Genomic DNA, 16,149 nt, shown 5'->3' on the forward strand with positions numbered 1-16,149 from the left:
CCACGCCCCGCCGCTCGGGCATGTGGGACACCATCGCGTTGCGATGTCCATCCTGTCAATGTTTGTGGCAGCGCAAGGGCATGCGCAGTAGCGTTACACGTCTTCAACGATGGGCTGGATCCGCACCATGCGGATCGCACCAAACGGACACCGCACCGCGCACAAGGCGCACCCCGTGCAGGCCGCCGCGTCGTGCAGCTGAGACCGCTTGGGCCCCCAGGCTTCTGCGCCTTGCACCTGGAGCGACAACACATGCGGTGCACACACTGCCACACACCAGCCGCAGCCTGTGCAGCGGTTGGTGTCGATGGCGGGCAACGCTTTGCGGGGGGCGTTCATGGGCAGGGTTGAAGGGCGCAGCAGCGGAGTGGAACTAGGAGCCAGGCGACCACGAGAGCATTGCAGCTTAGCGCGCGCAGCACCGTTGGTCGAGCGCTGCCGTGGTGGGCGGGCTGCAATCTGCACCCAAGGCGGGTCGCTGGCGATACAGTGCGTCCATGTCCCCAAGCAGCAGCAACACCACTTCCACCACCACCCGGCACCTTCTCATCCGTGGCCACGTGCAGGGTGTGAGCTACCGCTGGTCCATGGTGCAGGCGGCCCAGCAGCGCGGCCTGCAAGGCTGGGTGCGCAACCGCCGCGACGGCAGCGTGGAGGCCCTGGCCACCGGCCCCGCCGAAGCTGTGCAATCCCTCATCGACTGGGCCCACCAGGGGCCGCCGCATGCGCGGGTGGATGGGGTGGAGGTGGACAGTTTGGCAGAGCCTGCGGAGCTTTTGGCAGGCTTTGTTCAGCGGGAGACGGTCTAGTCTTGAAGTGGAGGCGCTGGTCGGGGCGCCTCTGCCGCGCTCAGCCCCTGCGCTGCAAATCCCGAGCCCCATAGGCGCAGTACCCAGCCTTGGGGCTCGTCTTCTGTGGGTGCAGCCGGCAAGTCTCGGGCCGCTTGTCGTACACCGTGCACCGCCGCGTTTTCGGGTCGAGAAAATTGCAGTCCCCACTGGCCCGCCGCGCCATCGTGAAGATCGCGTTCTTGTGGTTGAAGTGGTCGATCAGCCGCGCTTTCTGCAGCCGCTTGGCAATGTGCCGGGGCTCTTCATGCTCGGCCTCGAACGGGTCCACCAGCTCCAGCCGCACCAGGTCCGAAAGCTGCACCTCCAGAGGCATCGTGCAGCAGTTGGCCGCGCAGTTGTCGCACAGGCCTGCGCGGTAGCGGGTCCAGGTGTCGAGGCGGTCGACGTCAACGATGGAGATAGGGGATTTCATGGGAGTTGGATGGTAGCAATCTCCAACCCGTCGCCGTGCGCGGCAGCCCCGTCTGCTAAAAGGGCAGTGTGTCGGGCACCCATTTGTCACCGATGACGCCCAGTGGCTCGCCCGAGTCTACTGGCGGCAGCCCCTGGTGGTCCGGTCCACCAAAGTTCAGGTTTTCCTACGTCATGCCCAAGCGACTCGTACTATTTCTGGCGCTCATTGCCACTTGCTTCAGCGTGGGGGCTACGGAACTGAGCCAGCTCGCCCGCAAAGACCTGCTCGACGCGGTGCGGCCGAAGGCGGCAACCCTGGCCGGCCAGCCCGTGCGGATCAAAGTAGACCGACTCAATGTGGACCGCAACTGGGCGGTGTTGGTGGGCAGCATCGTGGCAGCCTCAGGCAAGGGCATGGACTGGAGCCTGTCCGATGGTTGCCACCCTGATCTGGACAAGATGCTCTGGGTGGTCTTGCACAAATCCGGCGCCGTCTGGCGGGTGAAGCACATAGACATTTGCGCGTCGGAGCCACCGTATTGGTACATGGAACAGTACGGCGGCCTTGTCTGGCCCTGCGGCGTGTATGCGGGGCTGGAGGATGGGAGTGAAGGGGGTACGCTGGAGAGCCGGTGCAGGAAGCAGCAGACGCTCAGAAGGCGCTGATGAGGGGGCAGCCCCGTTTTTTCTGAGGTGCCGAACCAGGGAGATCGTCGCTGGCAGCAGCTAGCGTTGAAAACGCTTGTCAGCAGCCGCGCATATTGGCTAGCCAACGTGCCGGTGCCATGCCCACCTGCCCCTTGAAGCGCCGCGTCATGTGGCTCTGGTCGGCGAAGCCGCAGGCCGCCGCCACGTCGGCCACCGCATGGCCCTGCCGCAGTGCCGCCTGGGCCTGGCGAATGCGCACCATGTTCAGGTAGGCATGTGGCGCCATGCCGTAGGTGGCTGTGAATGCACGGGTCAGGTGAGCGCGCGACAGGCCGGCCTGTGTGGCCAGGGCCTGCACCGTCACGTCATCGGCAAAGTGCGCGTCCAGGTACTCGCGCACCAGGGCCATGCGCTGTCGGCCTGCGTCCAGGCAGTCGCTTGTCCAGTGCGCTCTGGTCTCGCCATGGCGGCCCAGCAGCGCCACCAGGGCTGCGCTGGTGAGCTCCTCTCCGTGTAACGACTCCTGCCTTTCGGCCACCGCAGCCACCGCCCGCTGCAGCAATAGGGCACCTTGCGGATCGTGCACCACGGGCGCTTTGAAGTACCGCGCCGCATGGCTGGTACCGCCCGCACCAAAAGCCGCCCGGTCCGACACCAGGGCGTGCACCAGCGCGGCGTCCACATACAGGATCGAATAGCCAAACCCCGCATCCGTGCCCCGGCTGCCATCGTGCGGCTCATCGGGGTTGAACAGGATCACATCGCCTGCCAGGCTGGCGTGGCGCGCACCACGGCATGCAAAGGTCTGCACGCCCGAGCGCGTGATGCCTATGGAATAGGTCTCGTGGCTGTGCCGCTCGAACCGGTGCTGCGTGAAATGCGCATTGAGCAGCGTGACGCCCCCCGAGGCCAGCGGCCGCATCTCTGCCCAGTCGCTCTGGTTGCCGCCGCCACTGCCTGGCGGCGCGGGCGATGAAGAAGAGGAGGAGGGTGCGGCGGAATTGTCGTTCCCGGCGTGCATGCAACAAATGTACAAGACCGCCCCGTGCCGGGCGGCGACACTGCAGACAACCCGCCCACCGGCGTGGCCATGCAAGCCAACCCAGACCCCACCCGCTATGCCCGATACCGCCAACGCCCCTCCTACAACCGCAGTCCACCCTGTGGACTTGGCCCACAAGCTCACCCAGTTCACGGACCACTGGGCCCCGCGCACCGTGGCCGAATTCAACGGCCACGACATCATGGTCGCCAAGATTCAGGGTGAGTACCAGTGGCACAGGCACCCCGATACGGATGACTTTTTTCTGGTGCTGAAAGGCACCGTAGAGATTGATTTGCCCGGTGGTGCCATGGTCACCTTGCACGCTGGCCAGCTATTCGTGGTGCCCAAAGGTGTGGAGCACCGTCCGCGCGCGAGTGCAGAGGCGCATATTCTGCTGATCGAATCGACGGGCACGCCGAACAGCGGAGACGCAGCCACAGCCGCGCCGCGCAGGGTACTGTGAAAAGGCTGTAGAGCCGATCGCTTCGACAATGCAGATGTCGAAGTCCTTGCTAGTAGCTTTCTTCAGCTGTTACTTCACTGTGGGCCGCAGTGGCTGCACATAGGGGCCCTTGCGCGTCTGCAGCAACAACGGGGCCACCCGCTTTTCCACCTAACGGGTGCCCGGCGTTGCCAGTGTGAGTGGCAGCCCGTTCGTCTGCAGGAGGTTCAGCGTATCGGTGAACAGATACCTGGCGTTCGATGACCAACCTTCTTCACGACCAGTGCTGCTACAAAATTACACGTCAATATTGCCCGCCCGCAGGGCATTCGTCTCAATGAAGTCCCGGCGCGGCTCCACCTCATCGCCCATCAGCATGGTGAACACACGGTCAGCCTCGATCGCATCGTCGATCTGCACGCGCAGCAGGCGGCGCACGTTGGGGTCCATCGTGGTTTCCCAAAGCTGCTCGGGATTCATCTCGCCCAGGCCCTTGTAGCGCTGGCGGCTGGTGGTGCGTTCCGCTTCGGCAATCAACCACTTCATGGCCTGGCGGAAGTCGCCCACTTTTTCTTCCTTCTGCTTCTCGCCCTCGCCGCGCAGGGCCTTGGCGCCTTCGGCCAGCAGGCCACGGAAAGTCTCGGCGGCTTCGGCCAGGGCGGCGTAGTCGGCGCCGTGCACAAAGTCTTGCGTGATGACGCTGCTCTTGATGTTGCCGTGGTGGCGGCGGCTGATGCGCAGCAGGGGCTTGTCGGTGCGCACGTCGAATTCGCCGGCCACTTCGGCGGGGGCGCCGGTGGTGTTCAGTTCGCGCAGCTTGGCTTGCAGGGCCACGGCGCTGGCTTCGGCATCGGCCACGGTGTCGAGCTTGAGGCTCACGCCGTCGGCAATGGCGCGCAGGGCTTCGGCGTCCATGAAGTTGCCCAGGCGGGCGATCACGCTTTCAGCGATCTGGTGCTTGCGCGCCAGTTCGGCCAGGGTGTCGCCGGTCAGCGTTTGCGGGTTGGTGCCGCCGGTGGTCACGCTGGCGTGGTTCAGCGCGATGCGCAGCAAGAAGCCATCGAGCGCGGGGGCGTCCTTCAGGTACAGCTCTTCCTTGCCAGCCTTCACCTTGTACAGCGGTGGCTGGGCAATGTAGATGTGGCCGCGCTCCACCAGCTCGGGCATCTGGCGGTAGAAGAAGGTGAGCAGCAGGGTGCGGATGTGGGCGCCGTCGACGTCCGCGTCGGTCATGATGATGATGCGGTGGTAGCGCAGCTTGGCCACGTCGAAGTCATCGCCACCCGTGGTGCCGCCGGCCTTGCCGATGCCGGTGCCGAGGGCGGTGATCAGCGTCAGGATTTCGTTGCTGGTCAGCAGCTTTTCGTAGCGGGCCTTTTCCACGTTCAGGATCTTGCCGCGCAGGGGCAGGATGGCCTGGAACTTGCGGTCGCGGCCCTGCTTGGCAGAACCACCGGCGGAGTCGCCCTCGACGATGTAGATTTCGCACAGCGCCGGGTCTTTTTCCTGGCAGTCGGCCAGCTTGCCGGGCAGGCCCATGCCGTCGAGCACGCCCTTGCGGCGCGTCATTTCGCGGGCCTTGCGGGCGGCTTCGCGGGCGCGGGCGGCTTCCACGATCTTGCCGCAGATGATCTTGGCGTCGGCCGGGCGCTCCTGCAGGTAGTCGGTCAGCAGCTTGCCCACGATGTCTTCCACGGGGGCGCGCACTTCGCTCGATACCAGCTTGTCCTTGGTCTGGCTGCTGAACTTGGGCTCGGGCACCTTCACGCTCAGCACGCAGCACAGGCCTTCGCGCATGTCGTCACCGGTCACTTCGACCTTGGCCTTCTTGGCGAACTCGTTTTCTTCGATGTACTTGTTGATGACGCGGGTCATCGCGGCGCGCAGGCCGGTCAGGTGGGTGCCACCGTCACGCTGGGGAATGTTGTTGGTGAAGCAGAGGACTTGCTCGCTGTACGCGCTGTTCCACTGCATGGCCACTTCCACGCCAATGTGCGTGCCAGGGATGCCGCCATACGTCTCGGCCGGGCGCTCGCCGGCCGCGTAGAACGAGGTGGGGTGCAGGACGGTCTTGCCCTTGTTGATGAACTCCACAAAGCCACGCACGCCGCCAGCGCCCGAGAAGTCGTCTTCCTTGCCACTGCGCTCGTCCTTGAGGCGAATGCGCACGCCGTTGTTCAGGAACGAGAGTTCGCGCAGGCGCTTGGCCAGGATCTCGTAGTGGAACTCGTTGTTCTCCTTGAAGATTTCGGTGTCGGGCAAGAAGTGCACTTCGGTGCCGCGCTTGTCGGTGTCGTCCAGCACCTGCATGGGCGACACTTCCACGCCGTCCACCGTCTGCACGATGCGGTTCTGCACGAAGCCCTTGCTGAACTCCAGCGCGTGCACCTTGCCTTCGCGGCGCACGGTCAGGCGCAGCATCTTGCTGAGTGCGTTCACGCAGCTCACGCCCACGCCGTGCAGGCCGCCCGACACCTTGTAGCTGTTCTGATTGAACTTGCCGCCCGCGTGCAGTTCGGTCAGCGCGATCTCGGCCGCCGAGCGCTTGGGCTCGTGCTTGTCGTCCATCTTCACGCCGGTCGGAATGCCCCGGCCGTTGTCCGTCACGCTGATGGAGTTGTCGCTGTGGATGGTGACGACGATGTCGTCGCAGTGGCCGGCCAGGGCTTCGTCGATGGAGTTGTCCACCACTTCGAACACCAGGTGGTGCAGGCCGGTGCCGTCGCTGGTATCGCCGATGTACATGCCGGGGCGCTTGCGCACGGCCTCCAGGCCTTCGAGGATGGTGATGGCGCCTTCGCCGTAGCTTTCGCTGGCCCCTGCCTGGTTGGTGTCGATCTTGGCGAGGGTGGGCTCAACATGGCCGGAGACGCCGGTGTCTTCGGGCTCGGAGGGGATGTTGTCAACGGTCATGGTGGGCCTTGGGATCCGTGGAAACCGGGGTTTCCAATGTGTCAATATGGGTCAAATTGGTCTCTAGCGCTTATCCGATAAGCGCTAGTAGCTATCAATACAGTAGTGGCCGTGGTCAGGCAGTGCCATGGGACGGCGAGGCGTCTCAAATGCGCATTGGCATGACGACGTACTTGAAGCTTTCGTTCTCGGGGATGGTCAGCAGCGCGGAGCTGTTGCCGTCCGAGAGCTCCACCTTCACCATGTCCTGGCCCATGTTGGCCAGGGCGTCGATGAGGTAGGTCACGTTGAAGCCGATCTCGATGGTGTCGCCACCGTAGTCGATGTCGAGCTCATCCACAGCCTCTTCCTGCTCGGCGTTGTTGGACGCCACACGCAGGGTGCCGGGTTCCAGGTTCAGGCGCACGCCCTTGAACTTGTCGCTGGTCATGATGGCCGTGCGCTGCAGGCTGGCCAGCAGTGGCGCGCGGCCCAGGGTGATGCTGTTCTTGTGGTTCTTGGGGATCACGCGGTTGTAGTCGGGGAACTTGCCCTCGACCAGCTTGGTCACGAACTCCATGCCGCCAAAGGTGAACTTGGCCTGGTTGTTGGCGAACTGCATCTCGATGTGGGGCTGGTTCTCGCCACCCGCATCAGACAACAGGCGCTGCAGCTCGATCACGGTCTTGCGCGGCAGGATGACTTCCTGCTTGGGTACTTCCACGTCCAGCGTGGCGCTGGCAAAGGCCAGGCGGTGGCCGTCGGTGGCAACGAGGCTCAGCGTCTTGCCTTCGGCCACAAACAGGATGCCGTTGAGGTAGTAGCGGATGTCCTGCACCGCCATGGCGAACGACACCTGGCCGAGCAGGTCCTTCAGCGTCTTTTGGGGCACGGCGAACACGGGGCCAAAGGCGGCGGATTCCTGCACCAGCGGGAAGTCTTCGGCCGGCAGGCTTTGCAGCGTGAAGCGGCTCTTGCCGCCCTTGAGGATGAGCTTGGACTGGGCCGATTCGAGGCTGACCGTCTGGTCGCCCGGCATGGTGCGCAGGATGTCGATGAGCTTGCGCGCCCCCACGGTGGTGGTGAAGTCGCCGGTGTCGCCACCCAGTTCGGCCGTGGTGCGGATCTGGATTTCGAGGTCGCTGGTCGTCAGCTGCAGGGCATTGCCCGTCTTGCGGATCAGCACATTGGCCAGGATGGGCAGCGTGTGGCGGCGCTCCACGATGCCAGCCACGGACTGCAGAACCGCGAGAACCTTGTCTTGTGTTGCCTTCAGGACGATCATGTCATCAACCTCTTGTGGTTTTTTGGAACGGTGCGTGGACAGCGGCACAGATCATGCCTCCCCCTGCTGCACAACCCGTCATTTTGCCCCTTAACGGAGCCTTTTCTCTGGGGGGCCTCGATCACGCCTTTTTAGCCTTTCAGCGTCTGCTCCAGCACGTGCAATTGCTGGTTCAGTTCGGTCAGCTGCTGACGCTCGCCCGAAATCTTGCGCACAGCGTGCAAAACCGTGGTGTGGTCGCGCCCGCCAAACAATTCTCCGATCTCCGGAAGACTCTTTTGCGTCAGCTCCTTGGCCAGGTACATCGCAATCTGGCGGGGCCGGGCAATGCTGGCCGGGCGCTTCTTGCTGTACATGTCGGCGACCTTGATCTTGTAATAGTCGGCCACCGTCTTCTGGATGTTTTCCACAGAAATTTGCCGGTTCTGGATCGACAGCAGGTCGCGCAGCGCCTCGCGGGCCAGCTGGATGGAGATCTCCTTCTGGTTGAAGCGCGAGTACGCGAGGATCTTGCGCAGTGCGCCTTCAAGCTCGCGCACGTTGGAGCGCACATTCTTGGCGACGAAGAAGGCGACTTCCTCGGGCATCTCGGTGCCTTCGACGCGGGCCTTGTTGATCAGAATGGCCACGCGCATTTCGAGCTCGGGCGGCTCGATGGCGACCGTGAGGCCCGAGTCGAAGCGCGACACCAGCCGCTCGTGGATGTTGGCCAGACCCTTGGGGTAGGTGTCCGAGGTCATCACGATGTGCGATTTCTTGGCCAGCAGGGCCTCGAACGCGTTGAAGAATTCTTCCTGCGTGCGGTCCTTGTTGGCGAAGAACTGCACGTCATCGATCAGCAGCAGATCGAGCGAGTGGTAGCGCTCCTTGAATTCATCGAACGTGCGCCGCTGGTACGCCTTAACCACATCCGACACGAACTGCTCGGCATGGATGTAGAGAACTTTGGCGTCGGGCTTGTCCTGCAGCAGGCGGTTACCCACAGCGTGCACCAGGTGGGTCTTGCCCAGGCCCACGCCCCCGTAGATGAACAGCGGGTTGTACAGGTGGCCCGGCATGCCGGCCACGTGCATGGCCGCCGAGCGCGCCATGCGATTGGCGGTGCCTTCCACCAGGGTCTCGAACGTGAGGGCGGCGTTGAGCCGGTTGCGGAACGCGCCAGCGGACGCATCGTCGCTGCTGGGGGACTGCGATTCGGACGGCGCAGAGGTGTTGCTGGGCTCCGGTGCTACAGGGCGTACGTAAGTACGGGCAACAGATTCACGCTGAGCGAGCGCTAACTCCAGGGTAACGGGCTGGCCATACAGGCCCTCCAGCAGCGAGGCAATGCGGCCCGCATACTGCGCCCGGATCCAATCCAGCTTGAAGCGGTTGCCTACGAGCAGGGTGACCTTGGAGAAATCTTCTGCCACCTGGGCGATCAGGGGCTTGATCCAGGTGTTGAACTGCTGTTCGGGCAGGTCTTGCGCCAGTTGCTCTACGCAGGCTTGCCACAGGCCCTGGCCGGCATCTGCGCCGGGTGAATGTTGGGGGCTGTGGGAGGGTTCCTCGGTCATTTCAGGGGAATTCTTGTTGTGGATAGGAGGAACGGGGCTGGGCGGCGGATTGTAGCTTGTCAAGGAGTTATCCACAATTTGCGCGGTGTGCTTCGTCGCGTGTTTTCCGGGGTTGGATCATGGGGCCATCGGTGTGCGAGCCGGGAGGTTTCCGGGCTGCGCCATGGGGGCTTCGGCCGTGCTGGAAGGCCGTGACGGAGCTGTTCACAAAGGCCCGCCAGCCGAAAGGCATTGCCAGCAGCTGCCAAGCCTGCGATAATTTTGGGTTTCCCTGAATGTGTTCAGGGTGATTTGACCCGGCGCGCCGTTATTTCTGCCCCGTGGGTCTGCCGCCAAGGCGCTGTTTTATATGGTGTGGCTGTGCAGATTGCAGGGGGTTCAAGAGCAGCAGTCCGGAACTGAACCTCAAGGAATAGCACCATGAAACGTACTTACCAGCCCTCCAAGACGCGCCGCGCGCGCACCCACGGTTTCCTCGTCCGCATGAAGACCCGCGGCGGCCGTGCCGTTATCAACGCACGCCGCGCCAAGGGCCGCAAGCGCCTGGCCGTCTAAGGCCGTTACGGTCTACAGCCTGCTCCCCGGTTTGAACCGTCAGGGTCGAAACGGGGTGCTTGCATGCAACGGCTGAAAACCCGTCCGCAGTTCCAGGCAGCCATGGCAGGGGGCACTGTCTCCCGCACAGCGCATTTTGCGTTGCACCGTCTGGTTCTGGACACTGGCGGCAGCACGCCTGCTGGACAAGCCGATGCACCTACAGGGCCCGGTTCCTTGCCGTCAACGCAAGGGCCGCAGGCCCTGTTTGCCGTGCAGGGCGTCTGGCTGGGTGCCATGGTGCCCAAGCGCTGGGCGCGCCGCGCCGTGACGCGCAATACCATCAAGCGGCAGATCTACACGGTGGGCGCCACGTTTGAAGCGCGGCTTCCCCAGGCGGCCCATGTGGTGCGCCTGCGCACGGCGTTTGACCGCAAGCAGTTCGTGAGCGCCACGTCCGACCAGCTCAAGCAGGCGGTGCGTGCAGAGCTTCTGCAGCTGTTTGGTTATGCCGCCCGGCGTTCGGGTGGTGCGGTCTCTGCCCCCGTTTCACCGGTGGCGGCAGAGGCGGTTGCACCATGATGCAGCGCTTGTTGATCGGTGTGGTCAAGGGCTATCGGCTGTTTCTCAGCCCCTGGCTGGGTTCGGCCTGCCGGTTCGAGCCCACCTGTTCGGTCTATTCGCTGCAGGCGCTGGAACAGCATGGCGCTGCGGCAGGCAGCTATCTCACGGTGCGCAGGCTGGTACGCTGCCACCCCTGGTGTGACGGGGGCCATGACCCGGTCCCGCAACAATTGCCGCGCAGCATGCGGCTTTTCTCGCGGTTTTCCCATTCCACCAACCAACCATCCTCACCAAAGAAGTCTTCATGAACGACATTCGCCGCACCATCCTGTGGGTGATTTTTGGCTTTTCCATGGTTCTGCTGTGGGACAAGTGGCAGCTGCACAACGGCAACAAGGCCACCTTTTTCCCCTCCACGCCTGCCGTGACGGCGCCCGCCGCTGCCGGTGCTGCGTCCAGCGCGACCGGGGCCGCCAGCGTGCCCGCCACGAGTGCGCCCGTGGCCGCTGCGGCGTCGGGTGCCTCGGCCGTGCCCGGCCAGCCCGCTGCGGCGGCAGCGCCCGCCACCCGCGAGCGCGTGGAGGTCAAGACCGACCTGTACCGCCTGGTGTTTGACAGCGAGGGCGGCTCGCTCACGCATGCCGAACTGCTCAGGCACGCCGACATGACCGACAAGGCCCGCAACTTCCTGCTGCTGGACGAGAGCGCGCAGCGCGTCTACGTGGCGCAGACGGGCCTGATCGGCGGGACCTTCCCTACCCACAAGACCGCGATGACCGTGGTGCCCGGCCCCCGCGAGCTCAAGGACGGCGAAGACGAAATCAGCATCCGCTTTGAATCGCCCGTGCAAGGTGGTGTGAAGCTGCTCAAGACCTGGACCATCAAGCGCGGCGCTTACGACATTGCCGTCAAGCATGAGGTTGTCAACGCCGGCAGCGCCGCCGTGTCGCCCCAGCTGTACCTGCAACTGGTGCGTGATGGCAACAAGCCGCCGGGTGAGTCGTCTTTCTATTCCACCTTCACGGGCCCGGCGGTCTACACCGACGCCAAGAAGTACCAGAAGATCGAGTTCAAGGACATCGAAAACGGCAAGGTCGATATCCCCAAGGATGCGCCCAATGGCTATGTGGCCATGGTGCAGCATTACTTTGCCACGGCCTGGTTGCTGGCCGATGGCGTGCAGCGTGAGCCTTTCACCCGCAAGGTCGACGCCAATCTGTACTCGGTGGGCATGCTCACCTCCCTGGGCGCGATCGAGCCAGGTGCGACCAAGACCCTGGACGCGCGCCTGTTCGCCGGCCCGCAGGTCGAGACCATGATGGAAAAGCTGTACCCCGGCCTGGAGCTGGTCAAGGACTACGGCTGGCTCACCATCCTGTCCAAGCCGCTGTACTGGCTGCTGGACCAGCTGCACAAGCTGCTGAACAACTGGGGCTGGTCCATCGTGGCGCTGGTGTTGCTGCTCAAGATCGCGTTCTACTGGCTCAACGCCAAGGCCTACGCCAGCATGGCCAAGATGAAGGCCATCAATCCCAAGATCATGGAGATGCGCGAGCGCCTGAAGGACAAGCCGCAGCAGATGCAGCAGGAGATGATGCGCATCTACCGCGAGGAGAAGGTCAACCCGATGGGCGGCTGCTTCCCCATCATGATCCAGATCCCCGTGTTCATCGCCCTGTACTGGGTGCTGCTGTCCAGCGTGGAAATGCGCAACGCGCCCTGGATCGGCTGGATCCACGACCTGTCGGCGCCCGACCCGTTCTTCATTTTGCCGCTGCTGATGACGCTGTCGTCGCTGCTGCAAACGGCCCTGAACCCCGCGCCACCCGACCCGATGCAGGCCAAGATGATGTGGTTCATGCCGTTGATCTTCAGCGTGATGTTCTTCTTCTTCCCGGCCGGCCTGGTGCTGTACTGGTTGACGAACAACATCTTGTCGATTGCACAGCAGTGGCTCATCAACACCCGCATGGGCGTGCCGCCGCAGTTCAACCTTCCCAGTTTCAAGTGATGCCGCAGCGGCAACGCTGACATCCATGAACTGACCCCCCGAAAGGCCGCGCAAGCGGCCTTTTTCTTGCCCATCAACCTTGTACAGTCGCCACCATGCTTGCCCGCCACCATGACCCCATCGTCGCCATCGCCACCGCCCCGGGGCGCGGGGCCGTCGGCATCGTGCGGGTGTCCGGCCGGGCCATCGGTGGGCTGGTGCAGGCGCTGTGCGGCCGGGCGCTGAAAGCCCGGGAGGCCACCTACCTGCCCTTTCGGGATGCGCAGGGGCAGGCCATCGACCAGGGGCTGGCGCTGTACTTCCCCGGCCCGCACAGCTACACCGGCGAAGACGTGCTGGAGTTGCAGGCCCATGGCGGCCCCGTGGTGCTTCAATTGCTGCTGGCGCGCTGCCTGGAGGCGGGGGCGACCGCCGACCCCGCCACTGGCCAGCCTTGCCTGCCCGGCCTGCGCCTGGCGCAGCCGGGTGAGTTCACTGAACGTGCCTTCCTGAACGACAAGATCGACCTGGCCCAAGCCGAGGCCATCGCCGATCTGATCGACGCCAGCACCGAGGCGGCGGCCCGCAGCGCCAGCCGGTCGTTGACCGGCGCTTTCTCTGCGGAAATCCACAGCCTGCGTGACGCGCTGATCCACCTGCGCATGCTGGTGGAGGCCACGCTCGACTTCCCGGAAGAAGAAATTGACTTCCTGCGCAAGGCCGATGCGCACGGGCAGCTATCAAAATTGCAGCAAACGCTGGCCTCCGTGATGCAGCGCGCGCGCCAGGGCGCGCTGCTGCGCGAGGGCATCAAGGTGGTCATCGCGGGCCAACCCAACGCGGGCAAGAGCTCGCTGCTCAACGCGCTGGCGGGCGCGGAGCTGGCCATCGTCACGCCCATTGCCGGCACCACGCGCGACAAGGTGCAGCAGACCATCCAGATCGAGGGTGTGCCCCTGCACATCATCGACACCGCCGGCCTGCGCGACAGCAGCGACGAGGTGGAGCGCATCGGCATTGCACGCGCCTGGGACGAGATTGCGGGGGCCGATGCCGTGCTGTTCCTGCATGACCTGGAGCGCATGGGTGCTCCTGAATACATAGCTGGTGACGCAGGTATAGCAAGCGCCATGGCCGAAAAAATGCCAAAAAGTATTCCAGTGATCGATGTCTGGAACAAGCTCGACCGCGCCCCGGCGGGAGCACCGGCCCCAGCGGCCGTGGAAACCCGGCCAGGTGTGCGCCTTTCTGCCCGCACGGGCGAGGGTCTGGATGGCCTGCGGCGCCTGCTGCTGCAGGTGGCGGGCTGGCAGTCCGCGCCGGAAGGCCTCTACATCGCCCGGGCCCGGCATGTCGAGGCGTTGCAGGCCGTGGGGGCCCACCTGCAAGAGGCAGCCGACCAGTTGCAGGCGCAGGGGCCGGCGCTGGATCTGCTGGCCGAAGAGCTGCGCCTGGCACAGAACGCCCTCAGTGCGATCACTGGCGAGTTCAGTTCGGACGACCTGCTGGGCGTCATTTTCTCCAGCTTTTGTATCGGCAAATAGGCCCGCAAAAAGCGTGCGGGGGGCGGCCACACCGCCGCTGCCCTCGGTGGATGGACGTGCTGGGCTCCGGCCAGGAAGCAGAGGCCGCCGCTTGTCGCTTATGTTGTAAACGGACGTAAACAGCGCTTGTGCGCAATCTGTAACAAGGGTACTTTCGGCGAACCATGAATGCTTCCACGCCTGTCACGCCTGTTGTTTCCAAGATAGACCTGTCGGGTCTGATCGATGCCATTGCCCAGGCCAGCGCCGACGACAGCATGATCAATCCGCTGACCCCTGCGCAGTGGGATGTCCTGTCGTCTTACCTGTTGCCCGTGGTGATGCCTGCTGGGCAGGTGCTGTTCACCCAGGGCGCCACGGACCGTACCCTGTATCTGGTGGAAAGCGGCAACCTGAGCGTGCACTACCAGGACGAAAAGGAGCGCTTGCGCCTGGCCATCGTGGGGGCGGGCTCCGTGGTGGGCGAGGGCGCGTTTTTCTCGCACCGCGCCCGCAGCGCCACCGTGCAGGCCAGTGCGCCGTGCAAGCTGTGGAGCCTGCCGGCGATCCGCTTTACCGAACTTTCCATCCGCCAGCCCGCCATTGCGCTGGGCCTGGTGATGGCCGCTGGCGCCGTATTGGCCAAGCGGCTGGGCAATCGCCGCCGCCGCGTTGCGGCCACCTGACAGACCACCGATGCAGTTGCGGCCTGCGGGCTTGTGCGGGGCAAAAATGTGTGTACAGCAAGTTACACTCAATTTGGATTTTTCTGGCGCCGTCCCGTAGAAAGCAAGCCATGTCTCTGTTCAGTTGGTTTAGCCGCAAACCTGCTTCCCCCAAGCCCCGGCCCATGGCCGAACCGTCGGGCCTGTTGAATGCCGATGCCACGGTACCTCTCTCGCCAGGCCGCCAAGGCAAACCTCTGGTGGAGCCCCTGCCGCCAGAACATGCCGCCAACCGCAAGAACGAGCGCATGGAGCGCCGCGAGCTGCTCTACACCGTGGTCCGCGACGCGATGGTGCGGGCTGGTGTGCTGTCGGCCAGCTACAAGTTCAAGGTGCTGTCGCTGGACCAGCGCGGCCGCCAGTTCCTGGTGATGATGGACCTAGCGCGCGAATACGGCGGTGAGACCGTGCGCCTGAGTGAAATCGAGGCGCTGATCGCCCAGACGGCCAAAACCCGCTACGACATCCTGGTGACCGCCGTGTACTGGCGCATCAATGACCATGTGGCGGTGGGCATTCCGCAGAAGGGTGTTGCGCCCCAGGGGGCTTCCCTGCAGGCAGCGCCACCCTTGGCCCGGCGTCCGCTCCCGGTGGCCGCGGCACCGGCTCCGGTGGCTGCACCGGCCCGCCCGGTGGCGCCCGTGCCGGCAGCCGCCGCCACGGCCCCTGCACCCCTGCGCCCTCCCCTGGCCGCTCCGGCGGTTGCGCCTGCGGCGGTGCCCGCAGTACCAGCCGCGGCACCGCGCCCGGCGCCACGGTACGAACCGATCGAGGCGGACGAAGTGGCTGCGTTCAAGCGCGCCCTGGCTTCGGCGGCAGGCACTACCGCTGCAGCGCCTCTGGCTGCGGCCAAGCCCGGTGTGCCCGTCCGTTCAGGGCCCTTGTTGCCACCTTCTCAGCCCACGGGCTTTGAGGACACCGAAATGCCCGGGGCCGATGGCCCGGCGCCGGACCTGAGCAGCACCCAGTACGGCGAATTGAACTGATCGGCTCGACGCCCACAGAGGCCAAGCCTTCCCTGCGGCGGGCTTTTTTCTTCTGCGGGCGTCAAATGTGGTGGATGCGCGGCCTCAATGCCCTGCAAAATCCACCAGGGTGTACAGCGGCAGGCCCGATTCACGCAGGCGCTGTGAGCCGCCCAGTTCCGGCAAATCCACGATGGCGGCACCCTCGGTGACCGTGGCGCCCAGCTTTTCGAGCAGCTTCTTGCCGGCCATCATGGTTCCACCCGTGGCAATCAGATCGTCGATCAGCAGTACCCGGTCGCCTGCCTTGACGGCATCGGTGTGCAGTTCCACGGTGGCGCTGCCGTACTCGAGTTCATAGGTTTCCTCGACCGTGGTGAAGGGGAGCTTGCCCTTCTTGCGGATGGGCACGAACCCCACATTCAGCTCATAGGCCACCACGGCGCCCAGGATGAAGCCGCGCGCGTCCAGCCCGGCGACCACATCGGGGCGCAATGCCTTGTCCATATAGCGGTGCACAAAGGCGTCGATCAGCACCCGGAACACCTTGGGGTCCTGCAGCAGCGGGGTGATGTCCCGGAACTGCACGCCGGGCGCGGGCCAGTCGGGCACGGTGCGGATGTGCTGGCGGAGGTATTCGTTGACGCTGAGTGGCTGCATGGGGTCCAGGGGATAGAGAAGGGCTGCACGGGCAAATGCGCGGAGGCCAGAGGCCGTTGCGGGGCAAAGTGTATCC

Annotated in this window: 17 protein-coding genes; 10 read left to right on the forward strand and 7 right to left on the reverse strand. The window is 64.5% G+C overall.

Annotated elements, in window-relative coordinates; all coding sequences use genetic code 11:
* Positions 1-93: 93 nt before the first annotated feature.
* The gene (locus tag ASE39_RS11555; RefSeq protein WP_057271221.1) at positions 94-339 is read right to left on the reverse strand and encodes a 4Fe-4S binding protein; all 246 of its coding nucleotides are present in this window, start codon (positions 337-339) and stop codon (positions 94-96) included.
* A gap of 158 nt (positions 340-497) precedes the next feature.
* On the opposite strand from ASE39_RS11555, the gene ASE39_RS11560 reads away from it, so the two are divergent.
* Positions 498-809 (forward strand): acylphosphatase, encoded by a 312-nt coding sequence (locus tag ASE39_RS11560; RefSeq protein ID WP_057271455.1) that lies wholly within the window; start codon positions 498-500, stop codon positions 807-809.
* Positions 810-849: 40 nt separating this feature from the next.
* Here the strand turns inward: ASE39_RS11560 and ASE39_RS11565 are convergent, their stop codons facing one another.
* Entirely contained in the window at positions 850-1,263 is a 414-nt protein-coding gene (locus ASE39_RS11565) for a YkgJ family cysteine cluster protein (protein WP_057271222.1), read from the reverse strand.
* Between the two features lie 173 nt (positions 1,264-1,436).
* Between ASE39_RS11565 and ASE39_RS11570 the strand changes: the two genes are divergently transcribed.
* The gene (locus tag ASE39_RS11570) at positions 1,437-1,910 is read left to right on the forward strand and encodes a hypothetical protein (protein WP_057271223.1); all 474 of its coding nucleotides are present in this window, start codon (positions 1,437-1,439) and stop codon (positions 1,908-1,910) included.
* Positions 1,911-1,989: 79 nt separating this feature from the next.
* On the opposite strand, the gene ASE39_RS11575 is transcribed toward ASE39_RS11570, so the two are convergent.
* Positions 1,990-2,913: an AraC family transcriptional regulator gene (locus tag ASE39_RS11575; RefSeq protein ID WP_242421416.1), complete on the reverse strand. Its 924-nt coding sequence runs from the start codon at positions 2,911-2,913 to the stop codon at positions 1,990-1,992.
* Positions 2,914-3,010: 97 nt separating this feature from the next.
* On the opposite strand from ASE39_RS11575, the gene ASE39_RS11580 reads away from it, so the two are divergent.
* Positions 3,011-3,400, forward strand: coding sequence for a cupin domain-containing protein (locus ASE39_RS11580; protein WP_050812551.1), 390 nt, complete (start codon positions 3,011-3,013; stop codon positions 3,398-3,400).
* Positions 3,401-3,676: 276 nt separating this feature from the next.
* Here the strand turns inward: ASE39_RS11580 and gyrB are convergent, their stop codons facing one another.
* From gyrB to dnaA, 3 genes are all read right to left on the reverse strand, one after another.
* Entirely contained in the window at positions 3,677-6,292 is a 2,616-nt protein-coding gene (gene gyrB / locus ASE39_RS11585) for a DNA topoisomerase (ATP-hydrolyzing) subunit B (protein WP_057271224.1), read from the reverse strand.
* 145 nt (positions 6,293-6,437) lie between these two features.
* Positions 6,438-7,556 (reverse strand): DNA polymerase III subunit beta, encoded by a 1,119-nt coding sequence (gene dnaN, locus ASE39_RS11590; protein WP_010464939.1) that lies wholly within the window; start codon positions 7,554-7,556, stop codon positions 6,438-6,440.
* 131 nt (positions 7,557-7,687) lie between these two features.
* Positions 7,688-9,112, reverse strand: coding sequence for a chromosomal replication initiator protein DnaA (gene dnaA, locus ASE39_RS11595; protein WP_057271225.1), 1,425 nt, complete (start codon positions 9,110-9,112; stop codon positions 7,688-7,690).
* 420 nt (positions 9,113-9,532) lie between these two features.
* Here dnaA and rpmH point away from each other — a divergent pair, with 420 nt between their 5' ends.
* The 7 genes from rpmH to ASE39_RS11630 all read left to right on the forward strand — a co-directional run bounded on the left by rpmH (position 9,533) and on the right by ASE39_RS11630 (position 15,434).
* Positions 9,533-9,667 carry a 50S ribosomal protein L34 gene (gene rpmH / locus ASE39_RS11600; RefSeq protein WP_005798102.1) on the forward strand — a complete coding sequence of 45 codons (135 nt, stop codon included), beginning with the start codon at positions 9,533-9,535 and terminating at the stop codon, positions 9,665-9,667.
* Positions 9,668-9,730: 63 nt separating this feature from the next.
* Entirely contained in the window at positions 9,731-10,228 is a 498-nt protein-coding gene (locus ASE39_RS11605; protein WP_057271226.1) for a ribonuclease P protein component, read from the forward strand.
* Entirely contained in the window at positions 10,225-10,518 is a 294-nt protein-coding gene (yidD, locus tag ASE39_RS11610) for a membrane protein insertion efficiency factor YidD (protein ID WP_010464896.1), read from the forward strand. The genes ASE39_RS11605 and yidD overlap by 4 nt, the downstream gene beginning before the upstream one ends.
* On the forward strand, positions 10,515-12,221 hold the full coding sequence (gene yidC, locus ASE39_RS11615; protein WP_057271227.1) for a membrane protein insertase YidC: 1,707 nt from the start codon (positions 10,515-10,517) through the stop codon (positions 12,219-12,221). Before yidD ends, yidC begins: the two co-directional genes overlap by 4 nt.
* 95 nt (positions 12,222-12,316) lie before the next feature.
* Positions 12,317-13,744 (forward strand): tRNA uridine-5-carboxymethylaminomethyl(34) synthesis GTPase MnmE, encoded by a 1,428-nt coding sequence (mnmE, locus tag ASE39_RS11620; RefSeq protein WP_057271228.1) that lies wholly within the window; start codon positions 12,317-12,319, stop codon positions 13,742-13,744.
* Positions 13,745-13,908: 164 nt separating this feature from the next.
* Positions 13,909-14,409 carry a cyclic nucleotide-binding domain-containing protein gene (locus tag ASE39_RS11625; RefSeq protein ID WP_010464890.1) on the forward strand — a complete coding sequence of 167 codons (501 nt, stop codon included), beginning with the start codon at positions 13,909-13,911 and terminating at the stop codon, positions 14,407-14,409.
* 110 nt (positions 14,410-14,519) lie between these two features.
* Positions 14,520-15,434, forward strand: a complete 915-nt coding sequence (locus ASE39_RS11630) for a hypothetical protein (protein ID WP_057271229.1) — start codon at positions 14,520-14,522, stop codon at positions 15,432-15,434.
* 84 nt (positions 15,435-15,518) lie between these two features.
* On the opposite strand, the gene ASE39_RS11635 is transcribed toward ASE39_RS11630, so the two are convergent.
* Positions 15,519-16,073: an adenine phosphoribosyltransferase gene (locus ASE39_RS11635; protein WP_010464886.1), complete on the reverse strand. Its 555-nt coding sequence runs from the start codon at positions 16,071-16,073 to the stop codon at positions 15,519-15,521.
* Between the last annotated feature and the right edge of the window lie 76 nt (positions 16,074-16,149).

This window comes from Acidovorax sp. Root267 (genome assembly GCF_001429215.1).
In the GTDB taxonomy this organism is placed as follows: domain Bacteria; phylum Pseudomonadota; class Gammaproteobacteria; order Burkholderiales; family Burkholderiaceae_C; genus Acidovorax; species Acidovorax radicis.

Coding starts and splice junctions, on each gene's coding strand:
- ASE39_RS11555 (WP_057271221.1), bottom strand. CDS start 339: ATGAACGCCCCCCGCAAAGCGTTGCCCGCCATCGACACCAACCGCTGC.
- ASE39_RS11560 (WP_057271455.1), top strand. CDS start 498: ATGTCCCCAAGCAGCAGCAACACCACTTCCACCACCACCCGGCACCTT.
- ASE39_RS11565 (WP_057271222.1), bottom strand. CDS start 1,263: ATGAAATCCCCTATCTCCATCGTTGACGTCGACCGCCTCGACACCTGG.
- ASE39_RS11570 (WP_057271223.1), top strand. CDS start 1,437: ATGCCCAAGCGACTCGTACTATTTCTGGCGCTCATTGCCACTTGCTTC.
- ASE39_RS11575 (WP_242421416.1), bottom strand. CDS start 2,913: ATGCACGCCGGGAACGACAATTCCGCCGCACCCTCCTCCTCTTCTTCA.
- ASE39_RS11580 (WP_050812551.1), top strand. CDS start 3,011: ATGCCCGATACCGCCAACGCCCCTCCTACAACCGCAGTCCACCCTGTG.
- gyrB (WP_057271224.1), bottom strand. CDS start 6,292: ATGACCGTTGACAACATCCCCTCCGAGCCCGAAGACACCGGCGTCTCC.
- dnaN (WP_010464939.1), bottom strand. CDS start 7,556: ATGATCGTCCTGAAGGCAACACAAGACAAGGTTCTCGCGGTTCTGCAG.
- dnaA (WP_057271225.1), bottom strand. CDS start 9,112: ATGACCGAGGAACCCTCCCACAGCCCCCAACATTCACCCGGCGCAGAT.
- rpmH (WP_005798102.1), top strand. CDS start 9,533: ATGAAACGTACTTACCAGCCCTCCAAGACGCGCCGCGCGCGCACCCAC.
- ASE39_RS11605 (WP_057271226.1), top strand. CDS start 9,731: ATGCAACGGCTGAAAACCCGTCCGCAGTTCCAGGCAGCCATGGCAGGG.
- yidD (WP_010464896.1), top strand. CDS start 10,225: ATGATGCAGCGCTTGTTGATCGGTGTGGTCAAGGGCTATCGGCTGTTT.
- yidC (WP_057271227.1), top strand. CDS start 10,515: ATGAACGACATTCGCCGCACCATCCTGTGGGTGATTTTTGGCTTTTCC.
- mnmE (WP_057271228.1), top strand. CDS start 12,317: ATGCTTGCCCGCCACCATGACCCCATCGTCGCCATCGCCACCGCCCCG.
- ASE39_RS11625 (WP_010464890.1), top strand. CDS start 13,909: ATGAATGCTTCCACGCCTGTCACGCCTGTTGTTTCCAAGATAGACCTG.
- ASE39_RS11630 (WP_057271229.1), top strand. CDS start 14,520: ATGTCTCTGTTCAGTTGGTTTAGCCGCAAACCTGCTTCCCCCAAGCCC.
- ASE39_RS11635 (WP_010464886.1), bottom strand. CDS start 16,073: ATGCAGCCACTCAGCGTCAACGAATACCTCCGCCAGCACATCCGCACC.